Genomic DNA, 26038 nt, shown 5'->3' with positions numbered 1-26038 from the left:
AATTTTGTAAGACTCTACTCTTCATCATATTGCTGAAAGAGGAAGTCATTGTAGGGGAAACGGGTGATATGGATTTGTTTAACCCGTTCATACAACATCTCTTTCAACGCCTCTATATTCGTACGTTCCTTGGCGGAGATAAAGATGCAATTATCTTGCAATTTTCCCATCCACGTACGTTTCAGTTCATCCAGATCGATATTCTCACGACCACGAGGGGTCAAATCATCTTCCTCTTTCGGGACAAAGGTAAATGCATCCACCTTATTGAAAACCATGATCATCGGTTTCTCGGTCTTATCGATCTCCGCCAACGTACGGTTCACGACCTCTATTTGCTCTTCAAAAGTCGGGTGTGAGATATCCACGATATGTACCAGCAAATCCGCCTCCCGTACCTCATCCAAGGTAGATTTAAAAGATTCCACCAGCTCGGTCGGTAACTTGCGGATAAATCCGACCGTATCGGACAGCAAGAACGGCAAGTTCTCGATAATGACCTTGCGTACGGTCGTATCCAACGTAGCGAACAACTTATTCTCGGCAAAGACCTCACTCTTGCTCAATAAGTTCATCAAGGTAGATTTACCTACGTTCGTATATCCGACCAACGCTACACGTACCATCTTACCCCGGTTTTTCCGTTGTACGCTTTTTTGCTTGTCAATATCCACCAGCTCTTTCTTCAATCGTGCGATCTTATCCAAGATAATACGTTTATCAGTCTCCAACTGTGTCTCACCCGGACCACGCATACCTACGCCGCCTCGCTGACGCTCCAAGTGCGTCCACAGACGAGTCAAGCGGGGTAACATATATTTATATTGTGCAAGCTCCACCTGTGTCTTCGCATGGGCGGTCTGTGCACGGCTAGCGAAGATATCCAAGATCAAGCTCGTACGATCCAAGATTTTCACCTGCAATTCTTTCTCAATATTACGGAGTTGCTTCGGACTCAGCTCATCATCAAAGATCACCAAGCCGATCTCATTCTCTACCACATACTCCTTAATTTCCTGCAATTTACCGGTCCCGACAAAAGTGACGGAATTCGGGTAATCCATTTTCTGGGTAAAACGCTTTACCGCATCCACCCCTGCCGTATCGGCCAAGAAAGCCAATTCGTCCAGATATTCCTTAACCTTTTGCTCATTTTGCTCGGGGGTAACCAAACCCACCAAAACGGCCTTTTCGGTCTGTGCCTCAGATATGATAAATTCTTTCATGCCACAAAGATATATTATTTCAATTATTTACGTATATTTGCGAACATATTTACAAATATAAATCAACTTAGCTATGAAAAAGAGAATTTGGCATCTATCCAGATGCGTTGTCGTTTGTACGGCATTCCTATTCGTACAACAATTTATCCAGTCACAAGTTTCAAATCCATCTACATGGGAAAGTTTTGTGCAAAGTAACGCAAATATATCTATCCGGGATACGTTTCGGATGCAGACATTTGAGGGACTTGCTTCTGATAATTGGGATTATGCCATTACAGGTGAAGCCCTTATTGAAGATATCTCCGGCGTGAAAGATATTCCTAACAGCCACGGAAACTACGGGTTACGAATGCCAATGAATACGCAAGTGGCTTTCGAGCATTTCACGTTAACAAATCATCAAGATATAAAAATCAGTATACGGAAAGGGGGCATCCTTCTAGTAGAAGGAGAAGGCATGAGAGCCAGAACCTATCGAAAAGGGGAAACAAGTTATCCCTCCTTAGTTCCAACCATAGGAGAGAGTGGCATCAATCCTTTCAAAACCACAGATATAAAAAACAATCCTCCGGGCTTAGATCTTATCGTCCCCACACCGGCCGCCAATACCAAAAACGGCTATTATTATGTAGACAGCGTTTACGCACACGGCATGATTCCTACCTATTCCCTATTTACCGGAAACAGCGATTGGAACCATGAGGATCACTGGAGCCATCTACCCACCTACCGTCACCGCAACGCCTTGATTAACGGTAATATCTCCATAAATACAAATATCAGCTGTAAAGATATCTTTATTGGCAATGGAAATATCCATATTTTACCAACCGGAAATCTATCCGCAAATAACCTTACTATCTATCCAAATGATGGTACCTTGGCGTCTTCCTCCACCTTGCGATCGTCCGGAACTATTAACATCTCCGGCAAAATAACGATCGAGAGGACCTTCGCTCAAAAAGGCAAATGGTATTTTATCTCCTTCCCCTTCGATGTATTCGCTTCCGGCATAGACCCGGATTTCCAACTGGGTGATGACAAAAGCGATACAAACGGTAACTACTTTTACGTACAAACCTATAACGGAGAAAAGCGAGCCAACTCACAAAGCCCTTCCAACAACTGGGAAGTCATACCACAAACAATAATCAATACATCCCAGCCCATCTTCAAGAAGAACAAGGGGTACCTGATCGCTATTGACGCTTCCGCCGATCGTCAGAACCTTCGTTTCTCCTCGAAAGCAAAAGATATCCCTATAGATTTCGGAAAAAACGGTCAAGCCTCTATTCCGGTAAGCATTAACAACCAAAGCCAGAACCAGAATCACAACGGCTGGTATCTATGCGGTAATCCTCTGCCGGCTCCTTTATCTCTTAGTCAAATAGAATCAAACTCAGCCTTAGACGGATACATTTATATATATGACGGCTCCACCTACCAACCCTACGTGATCGGTAGCGATTTCGCCATCCCTCCATTCTCCGCTTTCTTTGTCAAAGCGAATAAAAGTACCAGCCTATCTGTATATAATACATCCGAACCAGCCAATTATAAATTATTATCAACGAATGCACCCATATCTTTCCCAACATCGGAACCTCAAGCCCGACAAGATCCTCCTGTTTCCAATCAAGCCTTTTCATTTCCGGAATTAAGCTATCAGCTAGAGAACAAAACTTTATTCATTAATAATCTTCCATCCCCCGGTAAAGTCAAACTACTTACTCCGGCAGGCATATTGGTATTTACGCAAGCGGTACAGGCAGGGAACCCTATCCTCCCGATTCCCCTCCCACAAGGTTTATATATCTTAATTATTCAAACAGAACATTATCGGGCACAGTACAAATGCGTTTTAACCTCCTAAAGCCCGAAACAATCTTATATCTTTGCCCTGTTTTAAGAATAAAACGAATATGAAGAAGATCAACATCACAACAATTGCCTTACTTGTCTACTTAATCGTAATGAGTATCATCGGCTGGCCGGGAAACAATTCGGGGAATAATTATACCGAATATTTCTTGATGATCGGCGCTACGCTCGTCATCATCATCCTTCTACGCTATCTGCAAGTCAAACGTCTGAGAATGCGAGATAAGTGGAATAAAGACGAAGATCCTGCCAAGCAATAAAAACACAGCCTGTTTTTCTTCACAGAAGAACAGGCTGAATGAACTTTATTTTATTACACTAGTATTAATATTACTGCTTTTTCGCCCTCACAGGCTACTTGAATGTCTCGTAAAGACTACGCACAGTATAAATTATTCGATTATAAATAAGTACAATCTTAACAGGACACACACACCACTTGTTTCGCTTACTTTCTTAAAATGAGTTACTTTCATAATTCTTACATTTTATTCACTAGTACTAAAACGTCATTAACCAATACGCAAAAGACAACCGACATCATTTTTGTAATCGTAGCCTAATCGTCATATCACTGAAAGGCAATACAATCGTGAACACATTTTTAATAACATAGACATATCATCGTAATATAATCACACGTCCTTTGCGTTCTGAAAAAATAGATTAATTCTAATATATTTTAAGGACAAAAGGATGGACAACAGAAATTACTTTACGATGGCGATTCCCGCTCTTTTGCTAGGCGTAGCATACTTACAGCCAATCAATGCGGCACCAGCGGAGGATCTGCCAAACGTTACTGGACGAATGACGATCACCCAACAGACATTCACGGTAAGTGGCGTAGTCACCGATACGAACGGAGAACCAATTATCGGGGCTAACGTGATTGAGAAAGGGACTACAAATGGAGCCGTAACCGATTTTGACGGCAAATTTTCTCTCTCGCTGCAAAACAAGCAAAGCATATTGGTCGTTACTTATATCGGTTATAACACCAAGGAGATTCCAGCCGGGAATGGTTCTCCCCTCACGATCCAATTGCAGGATGACACCCAGAACCTAGACGAGGTTATCGTGGTAGGTTATAGTGTACAGAAGAAAAAAGACCTTACCGGTGCTGTTTCCGTACTGGAGGTAGGCGACCTGAAAGATACCCCGGTATCCAGTGTAGATCAAATGATGCAAGGTAAATTGTCCGGCGTAAACGTAATCCCGGATAATATGCCCGGCGGAGGCGTAGCGGTACGTGTACGCGGTTTCAGCACGATCCGTAACAATGATCCGCTTTATATCATCGATGGCGTACCAGTAGAGGGCGGCATCAATTTTCTCAACCCGAATGATATCGAAAGTATGCAGGTATTGAAAGATGCTTCTTCCGCTTCCATCTATGGCGCACGTGCGGCAAACGGCGTGGTTATCATCAGTACAAAAAAAGGGAAGGAAGGTACTTTCCGGGTAAACCTAGACGCTTACGTGGGAGTACAAACCTCGGCAAAACAGATGCGTATGCTAAACGCCCAAGAATATGGCGACTTATTATGGCAGGCACAGCGTAACGACGGGAAATCACCAGTAAGCGACGTGTATGGCTCCGGCGAGACCGCCGTAATTCCGGAATTCCTTGACGCAGATCACCGTCTTCCCTCGGGAGACGTGGATTGGGTTGACGAGATCATGCAAAAAGCCATGGTCCAGTCCTATAACCTCTCTCTGGCGAAAGCAGATAAAGTTAGCAGCCACTTGTTCTCCCTAGGCTATTTCAACCAAGACGGTCTTATGAAATATACTGGTTTCGAACGTATATCCGGACGTTTCAACAATGAGTCCAAGCTCTTCAACGATCGTTTGAAAATCGGTGAGAACGCCACATTATCACATGCGTGGGGAACCTCGGTCACCAATAACGCCGCACTGGGAGGTATGTTATACAACGCCTATAAGACCGTATCCATTACCCCTGTTTACGATCTGGACGGGAATTTCGGCAGCAACCCGATCGCCGACATCTCCAACCCGTTAGGCGAATTATACCGTAATAAGGATAATAAAGATCGTACCACCCGTCTATTCGGTAATCTATTCGCCGAACTGAATATCCTAGAGGGACTTTATTTCAAGACCAACTTCGGAGCGGATTATAAAAACCTGTATAAACGAAGCTTCAAGGCCAAATACAACGAATTGAACACCCAGCAACCCTTGAGTACGTTGAGCACGCAAAACCGTTGGAACTTCAATTGGGTATTCACGAACACGTTAAACTATTTACGGACATTCGATAAACATACGATCGGAGCCTTATTAGGTATCGAGACAAACCGTTATCAAGAGGAATACTTCTCCGCCTCCCGTGAAGGCTTTGCCTCGGATGACGATAACTTCCATTTCCTCGATGCGGGCGATAGTGGCTCCCAGAAGAACGCAGGTTCTGCCTTTACTTCCAAGATGATGTCTTATTTCGGTAAAATTGATTATAATTTCGACAACCGCTACTTATTCGCAGCCACGTTCCGACGTGACGGATCTTCTAAACTTGGTAACAATAAATGGGGTAATTTCCCGGCTGTCTCCGCAGGCTGGCGTATCAGTAGCGAACCGTTTTATGATATTCCGGCTATCAGCAACATGAAAGTCCGCATAGGTTGGGGACAAAACGGCAACTCTGATATCCCGGCTTATTCCACGATCGATTCTTACATGAGTAATCCGAACCACTCCAACTATCCGATCGACGGTAGCCAAAGTTCCGTGACAACCGGATACACCCAAACCCGTTACGGTAACGCAAACTTGAAATGGGAGACCACCACGCAAACTAATGTCGGGCTGGATCTAGGCTTCCTAGATAACAGCCTAACCGTTGTGCTGGATTGGTTTAACAAAGATACCAAGGACTTATTATGGGAGCGTCCCTTGATCGGTACCGTGGGGGGTACAAACCAAACGGTATGGGACAATGTCGGGAAAATGCGTAACCGGGGTTTCGAAGCTGAGGTCAGCTACAATAAGAGCATCAATAAAGATTTCGGGTTCAATGTCGCCTTCAATATGTCCGCTATCAAGAACAAGATGACGGAATTAGACGGTGATGTCTCCTATATCGGACTGCCTACCAGTGTGATTCACTCCCTCAACTTCGATCAAGAGGTTTCTCGTTCCGCCATCGGTCAACCAATCGGCTCTTTCTACGCTTATAAAGAAGACGGTTTATTCCAGAGCGAGGCGGAGATCAAATCATATACCAATAATAAAGGCGAACTACTCCAACCTAACGCAAAACCGGGTGATATCAAGTTCGTAGACGTAAACGGAGATGGCGTAATAGACGGTAACGACCGTGACTATATCGGTAACCCGCTCCCCGATGTCACAGCAGGCCTTACATTAGGAGTCAACTTCCATAATTTTGACCTCAGTCTATTCTTTCAGGGAATGTTCGGAAACGATGTATACGACTTGACCCGTTATGTGGGTGATTTCTACAATCAATCGCAATACAACAAAAACAGCCGTGTCGTTAATGCATGGACACCAACCAACACGAATACGGACATACCCCGTGTCACCATGGACGATCCGAACAATAACATCCGGCCCTCGTCTTACTATGTGCAAGACGCTTCTTTCGTTCGCTTAAAGAACATGAAAATCGGTTATTCCGTACCTCAGTCCATCCTATCCAAGATTAAGTTCAATAGCTTGTATATCTATGCGCAAGCAACCAACTTATTCACGATCACAGGATACGACGGTATCGATCCGGAAGTGGGATTGCAAAGTTACTCCAGTGACTACCGTAACCTAGATATGGGTGTGGACCGCGGCATCTATCCGTTATCCCGCACCTTCACCTTTGGAGTAAACGTAAGTTTTTAATCATCAAACAACAACAAACTAGAATATGAAGAAAATGATTATAGCGGCCTGTGCCGTATTCGCATTGACATCATGCAGCGATTTTCTGGAAGAGACACCTGTAGGCGAACTGACTCCCGAACAAGCACAAGATCCCAATAACATCGAGGGATTGATTATCTCCGCCTATTCCATCCTAGACGGCCAGATGGACGATGCCAGCTCCGGCTTGAATTCAGGATGCTCCAACTGGCAATTTGGCGATGTGATCTCAGACGATACCTACAAAGGCGGAGGTGGTACGGGAGACCAAAACCCGGTTCACTTAATGGAAATCTTCCATATCGACCCGACTATCCAAGATTACAATCGGAAATGGCTAGCCTTATACGAGGGCGTGAACCGTTGTAACCAAGCGATCCGTATCCTCAAAGGCAGCGATTATGATAAAAAGGAGACCCGTATCGCCGAGATGCGTTTCCTGCGTGCCCATTTCTATTTCAACTTAAAGATCATCTATAACCAGATCCCATATTTCGACGAGAGTGTCAGCGATCCTTCCGCATTCGCCTCTATCTCGAATAAGGAGTATACATCCGATCAATTATGGGAGAAGATACTGAATGATTTTAAGGCCGCCTACGAAGGTCTCCCGGATTCCCAGCCGGATGTGGCACGTCCATGTAAGATGACGGCCCGGGCTTATATGGCTAAAGTTTACTTGTTCCAAGGCAAATGGCAGGAATGCGCTACAGCGACGGATGAGGTGATCAATTCCGGCAAATACCAGCTACTCCCCGACTTCCGGAATATCTTCTTGCCAGAAAATGACAACTGCTCTGAAATTTTATTTTCAGTCCAAGCCTCTATCAACGATGGCTCCCCGAACAACTACAACGGAAATCCGGGCGACCGTTTGTTACCTCCGGGAGGCCCTTATCCCAACTATGGTTTCCTTCGTCCTTCCCAAAACCTAGTAAACGCTTATAAGACCGACTCCAACGGCTTGCCTTTGGAAGACGGCATAGACGTTTCGGAAAATGATTATGTAGACACCCGCCTAGACCACACGGTAGCCCGCCCCGGAATCATGTTCCTTGATGTCCAACTCTATGACTGGACTCCTCGTGAGGCTACGGTTTACGGTCCGTATAGCCCGAAAAAACGTATTGTCTCCAAGAACTCAAGTTACTATTTGGCTATCTGGCCATACGTAAACGCATTGAATGTTTATATTATTCGATATGCGGACGTGTTATTGTGGCGTGCCGAAGCTGCTATCGAACTAGGCGATTTGGCTACCGGATTGAAATACATCAACCAAGTTCGCGAGCGTGCCATGAACAGCCAGACCGTAAAAACCGCTGACGGGACAGCGGATGCCGCCAAATACCGGATCGGATTATATCCGTCATTTTCCGACAAAGAGGAGGCGATCCGAGCCTTACGTACCGAACGACGTCTGGAATTCGCCTTAGAAGGTGAACGTTTCTTTGATCTAGTCCGTTGGGGAATCGCCTCAGACGTGATGAACACTTATTTCGAGCATGAGAAGACATTCCGCTCTCATCTCCAAAATGCCCGTTTCATCAAAGGGACCCACGAATACGGCCCGATACCGCAAGCGGTTATAGACCTTGCGAAAAATGGAATCATCGAGCAAAACCCAGGATATTAATGGAAATGCTCCCATTCCTCTTAAAAGAAATAGCTCCTATCCGAATATTCGGGCAGGAGCTATTTACATTTGTCTTTTTATATCGTCTCCTTATAACTTATCCCTTAAAAACCTTCCGGTATAGGATGCCTCGCAAGCCGCTATCTCCTCCGGTGTACCGGCACAAACCAACTGCCCGCCGGCCTTTCCGCCTTCCGGTCCTAAATCGATCACATAATCCGCACATTTGATCACATCCATATTATGCTCGATAATTACCACGGAGTGACCTTTCTCGATCAAGGCATTGAAAGCTTTCAACAAAGTCTTGATATCATGAAAATGTAAACCGGTCGTAGGCTCGTCGAAAACGAACAAGGTAGGTTGCTGCTTCTCTTGGCCTAAGTAATAAGCCAGTTTCACACGTTGGTTCTCACCACCGGATAAAGTGGAGGAAGTCTGTCCCAGCTTGATATAGCCCAAACCTACGTCTTGCAGCGGTTTCAAGCGTTTCACGATCTTCTTCTCTTGGGAGCCGGAACCTTTCTCGAAGAACTCGATCGCTTGATTCACGGTCATTTCCAACACATCGTATATGTTAGCGCCTTGATACTCTACATCCAATACATCCTGCTTGAAGCGTTTGCCGTGGCAAGCCTCGCATTCCAAGGTGATATCCGCCATAAACTGCATCTCTACCGTGATCTTGCCCTCGCCCTTACATTCCTCACAGCGACCTCCTTCTTTATTAAAGGAGAAATAGGCGGCGTTATATCCCATCTGTTTCGCTAGGGGCTGCTCGCCGAATAGTTTACGGATCTCATCGTAAGCGCCGATATACGTCACAGGGTTCGAGCGAGAACTCTTTCCGATCGAGTTCTGGTCTACAAACTCGATCGCCTGAATCATATTCAAATCACCACTGATACCGGAGCAATCCACGGTCAGGCGGGCGGCATCATCCAAATGACGTTTCACGCCCTCGTAGAAGATATCACGAACCAAGGAGCTTTTACCCGAACCGCTCACACCGGTAACCACCGTCATCACGTTCAAAGGAAACTTCACGTCCACACCCTTTAAGTTATTCTTCCGAGCCCCTGTCACTTCTATATAATTATTCCACGGACGCCGATAAGGCGGGATCTCGATCTGATCCTCTCCCGTCAAATAACGTACCGTATGGCTATCGGTACATTTCCGGAGGTTATTCACATCGCCTTGATAAACGACCTCGCCCCCCAAACGCCCTGCTTTCGGACCGATATCGATGATATAATCCGCCGCACGGATAATCTCCTCATCATGCTCCACCACGACCACGGTATTCCCCAAGGCTTGCAACTGTCGCAATACCTTGATCAACAAATCCGTATCCCGGGAATGCAGACCGATACTCGGCTCATCCAAAATATACAACGAACCCACCAAGCTACTACCCAACGAGGTAGCCAAATTGATACGTTGGCTCTCTCCTCCGGATAAAGAGGCCGAGAGGCGATCTAAAGCCAGATAACCCAACCCCACATCCAACAGGAATTGCAAGCGATTATTGATTTCCGTGAGCAAACGTTTAGCGATCGCCGCATCCGTCTCGTCCAGTTCCAGTTGATCAAAGAAAGCCTTTGCCTCCGAAACCGGCATCGTCACCAGCTCGGCGATATTCTTACCACCCACTTGCACATACAGCGCTTCCGGCCTCAAGCGGCTCCCCTTACAAACCGGGCAAGTCGTCTTTCCCCGATAGCGGGCTTGCATCACCCTGTATTGTATCTTATAAAGATTCTCTTCCACGAACTTAAAAAAATCGTCGATGCCGTGTAAACCTCTCGCCCCATGCCACAACAAATCTTTCTCTTTCTGTGTCAAGTCGTAATACGGACGGTGGATCGGAAAGTTATATTTCTCGCTCTTCACGATAAAGTCTTTCAGCCATTCCCCCATCACCTCACCTTTCCAGCAAACCACGGCTCCTTGGTAGACAGACAAGCTTTTATCGGGCACCACCAGATTCTCATCGATGCCCAGCACCTTACCGAATCCCTCACAGGTCGGACATGCGCCCAACGGATTATTAAAGCTAAACATCATATCGGTAGGCTCCTCGAATATCATGCCATCCGCCTCGAACTTCTTCGAGAATTCCTTCACGACTACCCCTTCCTCCGTATAAATACGAATCAAACAGGTACCATGGCCCTCAAAGAAAGCGGTCTCGGCCGAATCCGCCAAACGGCTTTTCAAGGTCTTATCGTCCGATACCGTCAGGCGGTCCACCAACAACTCGATCGGGTAAGACAGCAACTCCTCGCTCGCCAGTACCTCCGAGATACGATATACCGTATCATTTACCGACAGACGGGCATATCCTTCTTTCCGCAAGATCTCCAGCTGCTCCTTCATATCCCGGCCTTCCGGCAAGACAACCGGAGCGAATACGGCAAAACGAGTTCCTTCGGGATATCGCATGACCTCCTTGATAATATCGCTCACCTGATGTTTTTTCACCTCGGTGCCGGAAACCGGCGATATCGTCTTCCCGACGCGAGCATATAACAAGCGTAAATACTCATAAATCTCGGTAGATGTACCGACCGTGGAACGCGGATTACGGGTATTCACCTTCTGCTCGATAGCGATAGCGGGCGGTATTCCCTTAATATAGTCGCATTCCGGCTTACTCATCCTCCCCAAGAACTGGCGGGCGTAAGCGGATAAACTCTCTACATACCGGCGCTGTCCCTCCGCATAAAGGGTATCGAACGCCAACGATGATTTTCCACTCCCCGACAGCCCGGTTATCACCACCAGCTTGTCCCTCGGAATCTCTACATCTATATTTTTCAAGTTGTTGACACGTGCCCCCTTGATGAAAATCGAATTGCTCTCAGACATATTACCTTTATCTTTTTCTTTAACGCAAAGATAGCCAAAACTAACTGATTCTGCCCTATCTTCATCGAACTAATTCACACAGTTAGACAAGGTGTGCCTCGTCTCTACTGCCAAGTAAATAAAATAACAAGGGCGAAATATTTCATATTTACAGGGAATCTTCTACATTTGTTGAAAATTTCATAGACAAACACAGCAAGGCACCCATGTACATTAAATATTTTCGCTTCTTAGTAGCGATTCTCTTTTGTGCGATAACCTCATGTTCTACGGTTCGCGAGAAGCCTCGTCCGGCTACGAGTACGGGCAAGGAGGCCAAGCGAGAGTTTAGGGGAGCATGGATACAGACCGCTTTTCAAGGCGAATACAAGGATATGACTCCCGCCCGGATGAAAAAAGACTTCATCCGCAAGCTTAATTACCTGCAAGCATGCGGCATCAACGCCATCATCTTTCAGGTGCGCCCCGAGGCGGACGCTTTCTATAAATCCGATATCGAGCCGTGGAGCCGCTTCTTCACCGGAGAGCAAGGCGTAGCCCCGGCAGGTGAGTTCGACCCGATGGCCTTCCTGATCCAAGAATGCCATAAACGGAACATGGAGTTTCACGCTTGGTTGAATCCTTACCGGGCGAGCACGGCGGGAAACACCCGTTTCGCCGATTCCCACATCTATCATAAGCATCCCGAATGGTTTGTCACCTATAATAAACAAATCCTTTTCGACCCGGGATTGCCGGAAAGCCGTCAGTTTATCTGCCGGGTAGTGCGTGATATCGTCGGCCGTTACGACGTGGACGCTATCCATATGGACGATTATTTCTATCCCTATCCCGCAGCGGGTATGCCTTTCCCGGATGATAACAGCTTCCGGAAATACGGCTTGCGAAAAGGATACAGCGAGGCGCAAAGGAACGATTGGCGCCGGGAGAACGTGAATACCCTGATCCGGGAATTGAAACGTACCATCCTGCTCACCAAGCCTTGGGTACGCTTCGGTATCAGTCCCTTCGGCATCTACCGCAACAAGAAAAGCACCGCAGACGGATCGGGTAGCAATACCAACGGTCTGCAAAACTACGACGACCTCTACGCCGATATCACCTATTGGGTACAGCAAGGTTGGATCGATTATAACATCCCCCAGATCTATTGGGAGATCGGACACCCGGCAGCAGATTACATCACGCTTATCAAATGGTGGGACAAAAACGCCAACGGAGGTCATTTATATATCGGGCAAGACGTGGCCCGCACCATGAAAGCGGACCAATTAACCCGCAAGATGCGTTACGAGCGTGCCTTGCCTCACGTGAGCGGCAATTGTTTCTGGCCCGCCAATGAGATTCTATGGAACAACAAGGGCGTAGCCGACAGCCTGAAACGGAACTACCACCGTTACCCGGCCCTTATCCCGGCCTATACCCATATGCATAACCGTCCGCCAAAAGACGTAAGCAAGCTAAAGACCGAATGGACACCTAAAGGCTTCTTGTTACATTGGCAAGCGGAGCAAAGCCCCACGAATCCGGAGCTAGCCTCCTATTTCGTGGTCTATCGCTTTAACGACAAGGAGCCGATAGACACGAGCGATCCCTCGAAGATCGTGGCTATCACCCGGGAAACCGGCTACTTGATGCCTTACGAGAAAGGTAAGGTAAAATATCGCTATGTAGTGACCGCCGTAGATCGCTTTCACAACGAGAGCGAGGGCAAGACAAAGAAAGTAAAATTATAAAGACACCAATTATGTTAACCGACCATCGCTGCACCAAATATACCGACTGTTCCTCTTGTAGTTTCTACCAGAGGGACATATTCAAGTATCGTCTTTATCCGAAAGGGTACGTGATCCCTCAGACAAGATGCATGCAGAACATGGTCTTTTTCCTAGTCAAGGGAGAGATCTGGCTGAACAGCGAGGAGCACCCGGACACCACGTTCCGGGGCGGACAGTTCGTATTGCAACCGATCGGCTCGAAAGTGGAGTGCAAGGTACTCGACTACACCGAATGTATCATCTATCTCTTCGAGCGTCCGCAAAACATATGCGACAATCGTTTCAACAAAGGCATCTCCATCGTGGAGAACGAACGCCAGCAGCCCATCGTAATGACGATGGTCCCGCCGATACAACTCTTCATCGAGGGCATGAAGCTTTACCTCAACGATGATTTAAGATGCTCCGGACTGATGCAAGCCAAACGCTCGGAGATGGTCTACTTGCTGAACTGCTACTACCCCATCAAGGAGCTAGCCGCCTTTTACGCCCCGATTTACCGGTATAGCCACAGTTTCCAGTATTTCGTGATGCAGAACTACCAGAAGGCGAAAGACGTGGAGACCTTCGCCCAATTGGGAGGCTACAGCGTACCCACCTTCCGCCGTATCTTCAAGGATACGTTTGGAGAGCCCGCTTATCAATGGATGCTGAAACGCAAATGCCAAGACATTCATAACGACCTTATCATGACAGAGCTTTCCATATCCGAGATTTGCTACAAGTATGGCTTTGAATCGCTTTCTAACTTCTCGCACTTCTGCAGGGCTAATTTCGGCCAATCTCCCCGCTCTGTCCGTTCTCTAAAGGATGAAAATACATAATATTCAATGATTTTTTTTAAATCTCTCAACTTTTGCAACTCTTTGGACAAAAATAACAATTCTCCCCTTTAGCATTCCCTATACATTTGCGTCCAGAAGATCAATCATAATTGATTTTCAAAGATAAATAAAATGTATAGGTACAATAAGACAAGTATTATCTTAAAGATCTCTATCGCAGTTTTATTCATTATCGGCATGGTGCTGGAATGTAGTTGCGAGAGATCCGAGGAACCGGAGAAAAGAGGCACGGGCTACATCACTTGCACCCTTCGTTGGGATAGCGTGGTAGCAGGTTCCCCGGTACCGGAGAAACTTCGCTATTGTATCTACCCGTCGGAGGGCGGGCCGATGATACAGACGGATGGGAACGCCAATGGCATCACCCTGTTCTTACCACCGGATAAATATAATGTATTGGTTTTCAATTACGACGCGAAAAACATAGGTTTTCGTAATATGTCGAAGTTCGAGGAAGCGGAAGCATATATCTCCTCTCTAGAGGATCTGGAGGCATGTCAAGACGAGGTGATCCCGTTATATGTCGCCACGATCCGTTCGGTAGAGGTTGAGGGGGACACGGAGAAGCATAAGGAATTGACCTTGTCGCCGTTTTTCCTATCGAAGGACAGTTCCTTGAATCTAAGCAATGAAAGGAAAGGGATCGCAAACAATATCAACGGGCTAAAGAAAACGAGTATCCGATGAGAGAGAGCCGGTTATTTATCATCTTGATCTCGCTTGTCATGGGATTGGCGGGATGCTCGAAAGAGACTATGATCGGCGAGTATGTAGACCGTTGCGCGGTGCGCCTCGACATAGATTGGGGTCCTTGCGGTATCGACCCGGATGGTATGACCGCGCTCTTTTACCCGGTCGATGGAGGGGAGCCAAGCCGTTTCCTTACCAACACGGTGACGGGCGACGAGGTGCGATTGAGGAAAGGGATCTATAACGTAGTGGTATTTAACCAAGCGGCCGAAGAATACAGTTATCTCACGATCGAAGGTCAAGATCAATACAGCACCCTGCGGATCGTGATGAAGACGACGGATAGCGATTGGTACACGCCCACCGAGGGAGAGCGGCTGATCTACGATCCGGAACCTTTAGCGGTAGCTACATTGGAGGGTTTTGAGGTGACGCAAGAGATGGTACGGGCGAACCTTAAGGAGGGAAAGGAGTTTTCCTTGGCTTGCCGGCCCGAGAAGGTAATCTTCACGACCCATCTGTCCTTAGAGATAAAAGGATTGCACAACATGCGGACTGCGAGGGGATCGATTAAAGGGATGGCGGATACATATTGGATAGCGGATAGAAAGACCGGAAGTAGCGTAGCGACGCAACTCGTGGACTTCTCGGAAAAGACCTTTCACGAGAACTCAACGACCGATGGTATCTTATCCGGCTCTTACTTGACACTCGGCAGACCAAACGTCACATCGAAGGCCACGGACGAGATCAGTAATTTGCTTACGCTCTCCATCTTATTGGTCGATAACAGAACGGTCATTACGAAGCAATATGATATAGCTCCACGTGCCGCGATCAATAATGAGACGAAAGAGGTAGAGGTGGTGCTGGGTACGAAAATTGATCTGGATAAGGAAGAAGTTCCCGAGGATATTCCGTTGGAGCTACCAAACGTGGAGCCGGAAAAGAATGGCGGCGAAGGGGGATTCGATGCGACAGTAGACAATTGGGGAGATGAGACGAATATCGTAATCCCCGCATAACTATAGAATGATAAATAGTAACAACATAAAACAACATTAAAAGACTAAACATTATGAAGACAAATTTATTTATCGCAGCATTAAGCCTAGTAGTATTGGCGGGCTGCTCAGGCGAAGATGAGATTGGCACATTGGTAGCAAAGAATGACAATGCGATTAATTTCGGAACTTATGTGGGGAAACAGACGAAGGCCAGTATTATGGATGACACCAAACTACAAACAACGGGATTCAATGTTATAGCAACTTATACAGGTGTCGATACATGGGCATCATTAAGTGGAGACAAAGCTAAAGCTCCAAACTTCATGTACGATCAAGCCGTTACATATACTGATAGTAAATGGTCTTATTCTCCTATACAATATTGGCCAAATGAACAAAATGAGGATGGAGATCTTGGTAAAGTAACTTTCTTTGCCTACAGCCCTAAAACAACTAGTATCACTACAATATCAGACAAAGCAAAAACAGGAGCACCGACTATTAAACTGACTGTTTCCGATGAAATTGATACGCAAATAGATTTAGTAGCAGATATGGTCACAGATCTTACTAAAACAAGCACAACTATAGATGGAGTTGCAGTAGATGCAGGTACTGTTAAATTCAAAATGGATCACCTTCTTTCTCAAATTAAGTTTCAAGCAAAGCTCAAGGCACAGTACACTGGAGCAACAAAGATTACCGTAACAGGATTTAAGTTATCATTTGCAACCAACAAAATTAAGAATGCAGGAACATATACATTTAACACTAATAACACAGATAATATATGGGTGCTGGATAATACTTACCACAACGTAGCCATCGAAAAAACGAACTTAGCAAATGAGTTGGACAATACCGTAGCACTAGCAGCGACCGACTTACTAGATCCTATGTTTTTACTTCCTCAATCATATGCAGAAAAAGATATAACAGCTGTGATCAGTTACACTGTAACCACAAGTGCAGGTGATGTTAATAATGTAAAGAAAATCGATTTACCGGTAGTTACAGACGGATGGAAGCCTAGTAAAAAATATTTATATACTTTTGAGATCGAATTACAGAATGTAACAGTTGGAGTAGAATCCGCAGAATGGGGTAATGGTGAAATCAAGTAATATATTATCTTTATTTTCATAGATTAAGGGATTAGGCTTCCTCAACATAGAAGACCTAATCCCTTAATTAATTTTTAATAGCCGGTCTTCATATCACCGCCTCTCTTCTCTATCATAAAATCCATTCTCATAAAAACACGCCACTCTATATTTAGCTAGGATTACTTACAATAAAATAAATATCAGAAAACCTTTCGATAGCAATACGGTCATTATCCCACCTTTTTGAGCAATATAAGCCATATATCGTGACATCCCCTTCTCGCAAGAACCACAAAACAATGAGAAGGAGATAGCCATTAGTGCCCTTTTTCTCCTCGAAAGCCCCCCTTTTCACACACAATAGGTCGCGAAAGCCAACGCGAAAGGCCGCGTTAGGCGACACATATGGTTACGTTGGGCATCGTAAGCAGCTAAGAATAGGGTTATAACCTAATGAGAAAGGCGTTATAACCTTATTATAACCCTATCGTAACCTTATGGAATAGCCCAAACACCCGGCAAACCATGAGTTACGATGAATTAATTTCGCTAGAATAAAAGGCCATTTTCCGACATCTGTCTGTCTACTAAACAATTGCTGTTTTTTTCTTGCGTATTTGGAAGCGAGACGTACATCCGCCCGAAATAATCGACTCTCACGGATTTCCGTTTACATTTTGTCAAAATGTCAATCCGCGAGGAAACTTCTCCCCACATAGCATACGGATATCAATTATTCTTCCTATATTTGCGATAATCCCTCATATCTAAGCGTAGGTCACTGAAGGAGGACATAAGTTAACGAAGAGCGTTTAAAGATATTATCCCGTATTGAAATCTGGACAATTTCATATCCATGGATAATAGACAATAAACGCTCACGTCGGTGCTATATTTACCAGTAATTGCTCTGGACGATATAACAGCATGGCGTGGGCTATTGTTTATTACATGGATAGGGCCGTCCAGAGCCTCAATACGGTAATATCAATAGTTTCCACGCTTCTGTATTTTTAGCCCGGCAACCGATGGAGACAGGTTGCCCTTATCCATTAAATGAAGACGATCCTCCTGTTACCCGTCTTGTCGCTATGGCTCCTGCTTGCCACGCAAGCCAATGCCCAAGTCTATCACCTACATTTATCCGACAACACTTGCCGGATAACAGAATGCGTTGATACTCCACAAGGCGTCAAGCCCTTGGGTCAGACATGGAAAGGAAACACCTTCCATGATCGTTTCACGCTAGATTTCGATCGCGCTATCTTCACGTGGGAAAAGGAAGGAAAAGAGACGTATGCCAACAAGATCATCAACCACACTGCCAAATACGCTCACCACTCATTCACCACGGAGCAGATTACCGCCAACCTCACCATCAACAGCCATCGAGCCGTCCTTCAACTTATCCACTTTCAGAATGGCCAATGGATACAAGTCACTTATTTTTGCGAGATAGGGAATTAACGGCTCATGCGAACATCTACAACATCTACCACTTATACTTGATATTTGTACTTTTTATTTGTGAGTGAAAATTCCAGCCTTAAAAAAGGAGGCCTTAAAGTTTACGATAAACATCTTCAAAAGGTACTCTGCAACGTTCCCCCCAAATGCCTTTATTTCCATCCCGTATCCCACAAGGAATAGCCATGTTTATTTCAGCACCATGAGGTAGTTTCAATGTCCTTTTTAGCCGACGGCTGTCCAGCCCTTCTAAGGGGCACGTGTCATAGCCTTCGTTTGCCATCGCAATCATAAACGTTTGTGCGGCAAGCGCACAGGATTTATGGGCTGTCACACGTATGTCATTCTCGGAAACTTCAAGCATCATAGGACGGAAAATACTGATTATATTAGCCAACAATTTCCTAAGCAATCCGAGAATACCGAAGAACCGGGCATAAACAAAGGGCATCAATATACCGTAATATATTTCCCGATCCTTAATACGTTTGGCCTGACGTTCTTTAGGACTGTAATGACGAATGTTCTCCCGTTCAAAATTGAGTACGAATCGCGCATGTTTCTTGTACCAGTCACGCCGAACCACAAAAATGACAATTTGTGAAGCGGTAGAAGCCGCTTTCTGACCAAGGCAGTCCCTTGAAATTTTTGCCAATAATTCAGGTTCTGTAATATGGTAAAATTCCCATAATTGCATATCAGAACTGTTAGGAGCCAATGTAGCCAGTTCCAAACAATGTTTTACCTTTTCCGTATCTATTGGTTTTTCTTTATCATACACCCGTACAGAACGACGATGATGAAGGACTTCATCTAAATTCATAATGATACTGATTTGAATTAAACATTTATTCCCAGCTGATTACTTCAGCCATTTATTATCGTGCTTTATTTAATTGCCGCATAACGACCTTCGCCATTTCTTTAGAACTGAACGGGTCCTGCCCAGTAATCAGATTATTATCTACAACTACTTTTGAAGTCATAGGTATCAATGCTTTTTCATAATCCGCTCCTCTCTCTTTCAACAACGCTTCAAGATCAAAAGGCACGTCTTCTTTTCTTCTGGCAAGACTTTCCTCAAACCAACTGAATCCCGTCAGCTTTTTGCCTTTAATCATATATTCGCCATTGGATAGTTTGGCATTCAACAACCCACTGACCCCGTGGCAGATGGCCGACACTATCCTCCCACTTTCATCCTGTTTCCTTACGATAGTCTTTAAAGCTTCATTGCCAGGAAAGTCATACATCGCACCGTGTCCGCCGGCTAAATAGACACAATCAAACTGTTGTTCCAACAGGTTATCCAAACTGTTTGCATGATCCAACAGCTTTTTGAATTCTGGCTTTTCCCAATACTTTTCGGACATTTCATCTAAAAAAATTGGTTTTAAACTTTCGGGATCAATGGGAGTATAACCTCCTTTCGGATTGGCTACCGTTATGTCATAGCCGCTTTCTTTTGCACTATGATAGATATGAGTAAACTCACTAAGCCATAATCCGGTTGCGAGTTTCCCATTGGCAAAAGTCCCTGTGCTAGTAACTATTATTAAAATCTTCATGATAATCAAATTATTGATTCATATTCTTTAAAAGAAAACATACACATGGATAGATTGTTTTTCAGAATATGGAATCTTTAACATAATCCGAAAATATGAAAACCTGCAAATCCTTTCAAATGCTATCTCTATCCACCAGCATTCGATAAGGAGAAATTACCGATCCCTTTCCTATTACCTCCGGGAGGAAGCAATTTGATGAATATTGTTTCCATGATGCCCAAGTTGAAAGAAGAATTAAGAACTATTTTCAACGACTATGGCTTGAAATATGTCTTCGATACCAATAGCCAGGAGATTAAAGTAATGAAAGAAAAGAAACCGGGAGAGATATTTTTAATTCCATTTCATTCCATAGCCGATACCCTGCAGCGTATGATTTTCTACAAAGCGGCTATTGAAAGTAACAGTGAGTCCGCATTAGTTTTTGAAGAACCGGAAGCCCACTCATACCCTCCTTTCATATCAAAGGTAACGCAGGATATTATCCAATCGGACAGAAACCAGTTTTTTATAACGACACACAGTCCTTATGTGGTTAACGACTTTCTGGAATTACCGAGTGACGAACTTGCCATTTACCTAGTTGACTTCAGGAATGGGGAAACTTTCGTGAAAAGAGCCAGTGACACAGAAGTACAAGAAATGTACGAATATGGCATCGAGCTATTTTTCAACACCGAAACATAGCGAAAGATACAGAACACATTGCAGGCACAAGCCCATACCCAAGTCTACCGCCTACGCTTATTCGACAGTACTTGCAGGATAACGGAATGCGTTAAAAACTATTTTACGGAATGTCCAAATGTTCTGTCAATACGTTTACGAATGTTCGTAATGGCGCACCTTCATAATTATCCAACTCCCCAACCAAGATCAACGCGGCGTTCTTCATCCATGGCTGGTATGGGATAGATAGTTCATAGGGGATTTCACGGATCAGTTCCGGGGTGTTCTTGATTACCGTATAAGCGTCGCCATCGGCGGCTTTCTTGCCTTCGAAAACTAAGGTACGGTCGAACATTTTTTGCTTGTTTACCCCGTTTAGTACTACCGGGGCCATGACTACGGAATCTCTGTCGCTACTCAACATCGGCATCAAGGACAGGGTTTGATATCGTCCCACGGAGAGTCCGCAGACACTGATCGTTAGGTCTAGACGCAAGGAGTTGCCCTCCCGCTCGATGCGGTTTTGCTTCACGGAGACTTGCCCCCGGTAAGATTGTATAGGCACCTGCGCTCCTGCCGGAAGAACAAGGCCGATCACAAGCAAGCATATATACAAGCATATATAAATGAATGTCTTCATAGATTTATCTCTTTATTTGATGATGTAAACGATACTGATACCTGCCTTTGTTAATCCCCAATACTCGTTGCGGAACTTGCCGATAGGCGCATCTCCTCTAGGAAAAGCGTACTTATCATATTCGAAATGCAAGTATCCGAAACCCGCCGTGAACTCCACGTTCCAACGGGGCGACACGTATAACTGATAACCATAAGAGATACCGCCGCCATAAGCGTTACCGTTATAACTATTCTTTTTCTCCATCCCATACAGGAGCTTCAAACCAGCGAAATCGTAATCCATATACTGGGCATGAACCCCGAAGAAATGTCCGTTGAAACGCTCGTGTATCCAGTAACGCGCCTCGGGCTGTATCATCCAATGCTTAAATGACTTATCGCTCGAGAATGTCCAACCGTTATAATACCCCGATGCCTCAACGGACCAATGCTTGTTGAAAGCGACCTCCGCCCCTATGTTCGGCGTAGTGATCGCGTCATAAAGCACATTGGTCTTCACGGCCACGACCTGTCCTTGAATATCTATAAAAGTTGGCAAAAGAAATACTAACAGTAAATATAGTTTATTCATATCTCCCGGTTCATTAGGTTTGTTTATTTAAGAGACAAAACCGTACAAATATAGATAATATTTATCAGTTCATTCGTACGTTAACTTATATAATATCCACGATTTACAAACGGAAAACGTTATCTTTGCAAGATAAATCCAGAATATGACTCATGAAGGCTAAATATATCGTGATTTTTCTCCTGTCACTCCTTTCGTTTGTCGCTTGCGATAAAGAGGAGGTCGTTATCCCTACTACCGCCCCTCGTACGGTTCTTATCTATTTCGCAGGAGATAATAGCTTGAGTGGATACGTGAGCCAAAACCTGAGGGCGATAAAGAAAGGGATTGAGCGAGATGGATTGAACAACGGCAATTTATTGATCTATACGGATAAGCAGAACGAGGCTCCCCAGCTTTTCCAATTAAAAGTGGAAGCGGATACCATCCGGCAGATCGTGCTCGAGACCTACGACTCGAACCAGAACTCGGCCTCTACCGAGACGCTGACGCAAATAATCGACAAGGTACAAAAGGAATATCCGGCGGATAGTTACGGGTTGGTGCTGTGGAGTCACGGAACGGGATGGCTACCTTCGGATATCTATAGCTATCTGCGTTCTTTCGGGCAAGACGGGAAGAATAATTTCATGGAGATCAATGATTTGGCCTCCGCTTTATCGAAGTATCATTTTGATTTTATTTTGTTCGACGCTTGTTATATGTCGTGCGCCGAGGTAGCTTACGCTTTCCGGGGATGTGCGGATTATATTATCGGCTCGCCCACGGAGATACTGGCCAATGGTTTCCCCTATCAAACGATCATGGGGGATATGTTCAAAAAAGAAGCTGATGTGGTGGGGATAGCGACAAAGTTTTATACGTATTATCAAAGTGAGGCAGGAACGATCTCGGTCATGAAAAGCGATGAGTTGGATGAATTGGCCGCTACTTGCCGTACCCTATTCCATGATAAGACGGAAAGTGATCTTTTCGCCGTACCCGTTAGCGAATTGCAGATCATGGAGTATTTGACGCCGAATTATCATGCCTTATATGATTTTGATGATTACGTGAGCCGTCTGGCCACGGAAGAGCAATATAACGCATTCAAGCGGAGCATGGAAAAGGCGGTTATTTACAAGGCTACTACACCCAAGGCAGTTTACGCTTATCCGTATCCGTATGGAAGCTATCTGCCGGTCAATAAATATAGCGGCTTATCTATCTACGTCCCCCAAGAAGCCTTGCCCAAACTGAACGAGTGGTACAAGGATCTTGAGTGGTATAAAGCGGTCTATTAATCACCCCTTATCCAACGCTTTCCGCGAGGAGTGTGAAGAAATAGTAAGATACTCCCTGCTATTGCAGCAACAATTGTAAAAAACACAGCCACTACTATCATACTAATCTATTTTAAGTATTAAACTTCCAATATATGCGAACCATACGGTAGCAACTAAGCCAACTCCAAAAATATACCAAATGATCAAAGGTATAGTATCAACATATGATAACCTTTCCCTATTACCTATATTAAAGAAAGCTCCACCTAATCCCAACACTAAAGCCGCAAATGTCAACTTTGACAGGTCAAAGAAATACTTTGCGATATTCTCCTTCCGTATCTTCACTAACTCTCGCGCCTCTTTATTCTTTTCTCTCCTTCTTTCAAAATCACTCATGACAAAAATAGTATTTATATTTCACATCCCATTCTATTTCACTAGGAAAACTTCTTTATAACGTTCAATTTTTCCTTGAGGATGAACAAGTTCCGCATAGAAAATATAAACGCCTGTTCTCACCTTGGAACCATTCACCGCAAGGCCGTTCCAAGTCAATTCACCTTCTATCCCTAATAAGTCATGATTTACCACCTCACTGATACACCTTCCGGAGATATCAAATATCCAAGCTCTACAGGTATAGCCGGATTCATCTAGATGGTAAGAGATGGTATATTCTTTCGTCGCTTCAAAGTAAACGGGAGGCTCTATGCCCGTTACCTCGCCTTCATCTTGCTTTCCATATTGGGAATTCCGATAGCCGGGCGTACCGTATCCCGCCGTGGCCGAAGCCGAGGTCCAATTCATCTCATCCTGCGTATCGCTATCAGGATTAATCCGCTCCAAGGCAATCCCCTTCTCGTTTTTCACGGATGGGGCATGCCATTTAGAGGAATAACGAATCTCATCGATCATAACCTCATCTTCTGTACGAAACAGGACTAACGTAGCGGAGGTATTTGCCAAGACCGGAAGTTTTAATTCATGCAAAGCATCCGGCGAAGATATCAGATAAAAATCGCTCACTCCTCCCATACTTTTAGTCAGCAACGCATAATCTTGTGGTTCTACCGGAGAGACTATAGAAGATAAAGGATAATGCGAACTCAATGTACCATCGGATTTACGAGTAGCAACAGACAGTCCGGCCAAAGGCAATGTCCGGTCCGAACGATTATAAAGCTCGATATACTCACTCCCTTCCGGGTAAGGATTCGGCAACAACTCATTAAAAACGATCTCATTGGGTAAGACTATAATGTCCGTGGGGATACCCGGTTTATGGGGAGCGTCCGGACGATCTGGATCTTCTGGTTCATCGTCAGGAGAAGAGTTCGCGGAACCCGGCGTGCCTCCTCGCTCATCCGTTGATAAATGAAAGCCGGTTTCAGAACGTTCCCAAGCGATACCGGCTTTCGCTTTCTCATAGGCAATCCGGTCGATCTCCTTACCGGAAGGATCGAATAAAGCAAGCTCCTTCCCCGTGTTTACCAACGACGCCGGGAATTTATCCAAGGGCAGATCCAGCCCCGCATCATCAATATGTATATCCCTACCGGACCGATAAAGCACGACATATCCATCCGCATCCAAAAACAAAGCTGTCAATACCGTTGGCTTACTACCATATAAGAATGACCAACCATTTAACTCTATAGCCTTATCCGTCGTATTATAAAGTTCCACATACTCCGTTTCCGGAAAAGCCTTTTGTCCTTTCGGATCAGCCATCACCTCATTAATACGGATACTACCAGCGGGGAAAGAAGGAGTATCCGGCACTTCCGGTTCCTCCGGAACGTCGGGCTCTTCTTCATATTCTAACCGAATCTCGGTAGAACTCTCCGGAATCTTATTTCCCTCAAGATCCATTAACCCCGAGCACAACAAATCATAACCCATGCCAACCTTCAACTCTTTATCAAAGCTGATATTCACATAGATCCGCATATCATCCGCATAGGTCATACGAGAAGCATTACCGATACCCGATATAGAGAATATCGCCTCACGGATATCCACCGGAAGATTATATTGTAATTGGAAAACAGACTCGGTGATCGGTTGGATAGCAAGAAGCCGCGGAAGAACCAACGGCTCATCGGGCTCATTGGGTTCTTCTGGCTCTTCGGGAGTATCCGGCTTCTCTGGTTCGATCGAGATATTATCGGATATAATGATGTAGTTACACGCAAAATCATTTACTCGAGTTTTAGAATAGCGGCATTCAAAACGTAGTTGTCCCCCTTTACATGAAGAAGAAACTTCAGACTCACAACTCCCTATCAAGACAAACCTACCCTTCTCTAGCACATATAAGTTCCATATCTTATGATTTTCTAAAGTAAGTTTCACTTTCAAATCCACGGCTCCCAACAAGACATCGAGCGCTTTCTCTATTAAGATCTTTGGATTCTTCTCCGTTGCGGTATGTTTCCGAAAAGTTATCGTTTTCTTATTACTGCCGATTTGGACATAATAATCGTTTTTTAATCCAAGCATCCTCTGATCATCTAAATAAACATGTAGCCGGATATGGTTTTGATCGCTTGGTTTGAAATCCATCCGAATCTCAAATTCCCATTCCATTGTAGCGGAATAAACGAGAGGAGTTTCTATGGAAACACTTTTCCGGGTAGGATCCGCACGTGAGACCAGCCATCCGGTCTCAATCACAAAGCAATCTAAATCACCCGTCCAAGGGTTATCCGATGTAATCTCCAGTCCATTAAACGGTTCTTTTAACTGGGGATAAGCGCAAAGCGGAAGTAAAAACGCAAGAATTAATAATAATTGTTTCATAGCTATATCGTTTTAGTTATAAATTTCTCTATCTTTGCACCCTAATAAGTTACAACTGTAAATAATAGGGCGCAAAAGGCAAAAATATGAAAG

General features: G+C 44.9%; 20 protein-coding genes. 12 read left to right on the top strand and 8 right to left on the bottom strand.

Translation table 11 applies throughout. The features are described from left to right. Positions 1-14: 14 nt before the first annotated feature. Positions 15-1226: a GTPase HflX gene (hflX, locus tag HMPREF0999_RS04340; protein WP_005859898.1), complete on the bottom strand. Its 1212-nt coding sequence runs from the start codon at positions 1224-1226 to the stop codon at positions 15-17. A 73-nt stretch (positions 1227-1299) separates the two neighbouring features. Between hflX and HMPREF0999_RS04335 the strand changes: the two genes are divergently transcribed. From HMPREF0999_RS04335 to HMPREF0999_RS04320, 4 genes are all read left to right on the top strand, one after another. After that, complete coding sequence (locus HMPREF0999_RS04335) at positions 1300-3102, top strand: T9SS type A sorting domain-containing protein (RefSeq protein WP_009275256.1); 1803 nt, start codon at positions 1300-1302, stop codon at positions 3100-3102. Positions 3103-3151: 49 nt separating this feature from the next. Continuing rightward, positions 3152-3370, top strand: a complete 219-nt coding sequence (locus HMPREF0999_RS04330; RefSeq protein ID WP_005859902.1) for a hypothetical protein — start codon at positions 3152-3154, stop codon at positions 3368-3370. A gap of 436 nt (positions 3371-3806) precedes the next feature. Further along, positions 3807-6995, top strand: coding sequence for a SusC/RagA family TonB-linked outer membrane protein (locus tag HMPREF0999_RS04325; protein ID WP_009275255.1), 3189 nt, complete (start codon positions 3807-3809; stop codon positions 6993-6995). Positions 6996-7020: 25 nt separating this feature from the next. Next, entirely contained in the window at positions 7021-8652 is a 1632-nt protein-coding gene (locus HMPREF0999_RS04320; protein ID WP_005863343.1) for a RagB/SusD family nutrient uptake outer membrane protein, read from the top strand. Positions 8653-8742: 90 nt separating this feature from the next. Here the strand turns inward: HMPREF0999_RS04320 and uvrA are convergent, their stop codons facing one another. After that, positions 8743-11526 carry an excinuclease ABC subunit UvrA gene (gene uvrA, locus HMPREF0999_RS04315; protein ID WP_005859908.1) on the bottom strand — a complete coding sequence of 928 codons (2784 nt, stop codon included), beginning with the start codon at positions 11524-11526 and terminating at the stop codon, positions 8743-8745. A gap of 206 nt (positions 11527-11732) precedes the next feature. Between uvrA and HMPREF0999_RS04310 the strand changes: the two genes are divergently transcribed. The 6 genes from HMPREF0999_RS04310 (at position 11733) to HMPREF0999_RS04285 (ending at position 18422) form a co-directional block, all read left to right on the top strand. Beyond that, entirely contained in the window at positions 11733-13262 is a 1530-nt protein-coding gene (locus tag HMPREF0999_RS04310) for a glycoside hydrolase family 10 protein (RefSeq protein WP_005859910.1), read from the top strand. 11 nt (positions 13263-13273) lie between these two features. Next, complete coding sequence (locus tag HMPREF0999_RS04305; RefSeq protein WP_005859912.1) at positions 13274-14128, top strand: helix-turn-helix transcriptional regulator; 855 nt, start codon at positions 13274-13276, stop codon at positions 14126-14128. 132 nt (positions 14129-14260) lie between these two features. Further along, positions 14261-14836, top strand: a complete 576-nt coding sequence (locus tag HMPREF0999_RS04300) for a DUF5119 domain-containing protein (protein ID WP_009275253.1) — start codon at positions 14261-14263, stop codon at positions 14834-14836. Next, the gene (locus HMPREF0999_RS04295; protein WP_009275252.1) at positions 14833-15864 is read left to right on the top strand and encodes a DUF5119 domain-containing protein; all 1032 of its coding nucleotides are present in this window, start codon (positions 14833-14835) and stop codon (positions 15862-15864) included. Before HMPREF0999_RS04300 ends, HMPREF0999_RS04295 begins: the two co-directional genes overlap by 4 nt. A 53-nt stretch (positions 15865-15917) precedes the next feature. Further along, entirely contained in the window at positions 15918-16973 is a 1056-nt protein-coding gene (locus HMPREF0999_RS04290) for a fimbrillin family protein (RefSeq protein ID WP_005863353.1), read from the top strand. A 1038-nt stretch (positions 16974-18011) separates the two neighbouring features. Next, positions 18012-18422 carry a hypothetical protein gene (locus HMPREF0999_RS04285; protein WP_009016597.1) on the top strand — a complete coding sequence of 137 codons (411 nt, stop codon included), beginning with the start codon at positions 18012-18014 and terminating at the stop codon, positions 18420-18422. Between the two features lie 94 nt (positions 18423-18516). Here the strand turns inward: HMPREF0999_RS04285 and HMPREF0999_RS04280 are convergent, their stop codons facing one another. Both HMPREF0999_RS04280 and HMPREF0999_RS04275 read right to left on the bottom strand, forming a co-directional pair. Beyond that, the gene (locus tag HMPREF0999_RS04280; RefSeq protein ID WP_005859925.1) at positions 18517-19245 is read right to left on the bottom strand and encodes a nitroreductase family protein; all 729 of its coding nucleotides are present in this window, start codon (positions 19243-19245) and stop codon (positions 18517-18519) included. Between the two features lie 55 nt (positions 19246-19300). Next, positions 19301-19990, bottom strand: coding sequence for a type 1 glutamine amidotransferase domain-containing protein (locus HMPREF0999_RS04275; RefSeq protein ID WP_009275251.1), 690 nt, complete (start codon positions 19988-19990; stop codon positions 19301-19303). A gap of 216 nt (positions 19991-20206) precedes the next feature. On the opposite strand from HMPREF0999_RS04275, the gene HMPREF0999_RS04270 reads away from it, so the two are divergent. Beyond that, complete coding sequence (locus HMPREF0999_RS04270) at positions 20207-20680, top strand: AAA family ATPase (RefSeq protein ID WP_226769947.1); 474 nt, start codon at positions 20207-20209, stop codon at positions 20678-20680. Between the two features lie 103 nt (positions 20681-20783). On the opposite strand, the gene HMPREF0999_RS04265 is transcribed toward HMPREF0999_RS04270, so the two are convergent. Then, positions 20784-21302, bottom strand: coding sequence for a DUF3868 domain-containing protein (locus HMPREF0999_RS04265; protein ID WP_009275249.1), 519 nt, complete (start codon positions 21300-21302; stop codon positions 20784-20786). Between the two features lie 12 nt (positions 21303-21314). Next, on the bottom strand, positions 21315-21875 hold the full coding sequence (locus HMPREF0999_RS04260) for a DUF3575 domain-containing protein (RefSeq protein WP_009275248.1): 561 nt from the start codon (positions 21873-21875) through the stop codon (positions 21315-21317). A 152-nt stretch (positions 21876-22027) separates the two neighbouring features. On the opposite strand from HMPREF0999_RS04260, the gene HMPREF0999_RS04255 reads away from it, so the two are divergent. Continuing rightward, complete coding sequence (locus HMPREF0999_RS04255; RefSeq protein ID WP_009275247.1) at positions 22028-23158, top strand: clostripain-related cysteine peptidase; 1131 nt, start codon at positions 22028-22030, stop codon at positions 23156-23158. Positions 23159-23260: 102 nt separating this feature from the next. Here HMPREF0999_RS04255 and HMPREF0999_RS04250 read toward each other — a convergent pair whose 3' ends face one another. Continuing rightward, a complete protein-coding gene (locus tag HMPREF0999_RS04250) occupies positions 23261-23539 on the bottom strand; it encodes a hypothetical protein (RefSeq protein ID WP_009275246.1) in 279 nt (92 codons plus the stop codon). Between the two features lie 33 nt (positions 23540-23572). Continuing rightward, on the bottom strand, positions 23573-25945 hold the full coding sequence (locus HMPREF0999_RS04245; RefSeq protein ID WP_009275245.1) for a lamin tail domain-containing protein: 2373 nt from the start codon (positions 25943-25945) through the stop codon (positions 23573-23575). Positions 25946-26038 lie beyond the last annotated feature (93 nt).

It is taken from the genome of Parabacteroides sp. D25, assembly GCF_000307475.1.
Taxonomy (GTDB): Bacteria; Bacteroidota; Bacteroidia; order Bacteroidales; family Tannerellaceae; genus Parabacteroides; species Parabacteroides distasonis.
This window is presented reverse-complemented; position numbering and strand designations above follow the sequence as displayed.

Coding starts and splice junctions, on each gene's coding strand:
- hflX (WP_005859898.1), bottom strand. CDS start 1,226: ATGAAAGAATTTATCATATCTGAGGCACAGACCGAAAAGGCCGTTTTG.
- HMPREF0999_RS04335 (WP_009275256.1), top strand. CDS start 1,300: ATGAAAAAGAGAATTTGGCATCTATCCAGATGCGTTGTCGTTTGTACG.
- HMPREF0999_RS04330 (WP_005859902.1), top strand. CDS start 3,152: ATGAAGAAGATCAACATCACAACAATTGCCTTACTTGTCTACTTAATC.
- HMPREF0999_RS04325 (WP_009275255.1), top strand. CDS start 3,807: ATGGACAACAGAAATTACTTTACGATGGCGATTCCCGCTCTTTTGCTA.
- HMPREF0999_RS04320 (WP_005863343.1), top strand. CDS start 7,021: ATGAAGAAAATGATTATAGCGGCCTGTGCCGTATTCGCATTGACATCA.
- uvrA (WP_005859908.1), bottom strand. CDS start 11,526: ATGTCTGAGAGCAATTCGATTTTCATCAAGGGGGCACGTGTCAACAAC.
- HMPREF0999_RS04310 (WP_005859910.1), top strand. CDS start 11,733: ATGTACATTAAATATTTTCGCTTCTTAGTAGCGATTCTCTTTTGTGCG.
- HMPREF0999_RS04305 (WP_005859912.1), top strand. CDS start 13,274: ATGTTAACCGACCATCGCTGCACCAAATATACCGACTGTTCCTCTTGT.
- HMPREF0999_RS04300 (WP_009275253.1), top strand. CDS start 14,261: ATGTATAGGTACAATAAGACAAGTATTATCTTAAAGATCTCTATCGCA.
- HMPREF0999_RS04295 (WP_009275252.1), top strand. CDS start 14,833: ATGAGAGAGAGCCGGTTATTTATCATCTTGATCTCGCTTGTCATGGGA.
- HMPREF0999_RS04290 (WP_005863353.1), top strand. CDS start 15,918: ATGAAGACAAATTTATTTATCGCAGCATTAAGCCTAGTAGTATTGGCG.
- HMPREF0999_RS04285 (WP_009016597.1), top strand. CDS start 18,012: ATGAAGACGATCCTCCTGTTACCCGTCTTGTCGCTATGGCTCCTGCTT.
- HMPREF0999_RS04280 (WP_005859925.1), bottom strand. CDS start 19,245: ATGAATTTAGATGAAGTCCTTCATCATCGTCGTTCTGTACGGGTGTAT.
- HMPREF0999_RS04275 (WP_009275251.1), bottom strand. CDS start 19,990: ATGAAGATTTTAATAATAGTTACTAGCACAGGGACTTTTGCCAATGGG.
- HMPREF0999_RS04270 (WP_226769947.1), top strand. CDS start 20,207: ATGCCCAAGTTGAAAGAAGAATTAAGAACTATTTTCAACGACTATGGC.
- HMPREF0999_RS04265 (WP_009275249.1), bottom strand. CDS start 21,302: ATGAAGACATTCATTTATATATGCTTGTATATATGCTTGCTTGTGATC.
- HMPREF0999_RS04260 (WP_009275248.1), bottom strand. CDS start 21,875: ATGAATAAACTATATTTACTGTTAGTATTTCTTTTGCCAACTTTTATA.
- HMPREF0999_RS04255 (WP_009275247.1), top strand. CDS start 22,028: ATGAAGGCTAAATATATCGTGATTTTTCTCCTGTCACTCCTTTCGTTT.
- HMPREF0999_RS04250 (WP_009275246.1), bottom strand. CDS start 23,539: ATGAGTGATTTTGAAAGAAGGAGAGAAAAGAATAAAGAGGCGCGAGAG.
- HMPREF0999_RS04245 (WP_009275245.1), bottom strand. CDS start 25,945: ATGAAACAATTATTATTAATTCTTGCGTTTTTACTTCCGCTTTGCGCT.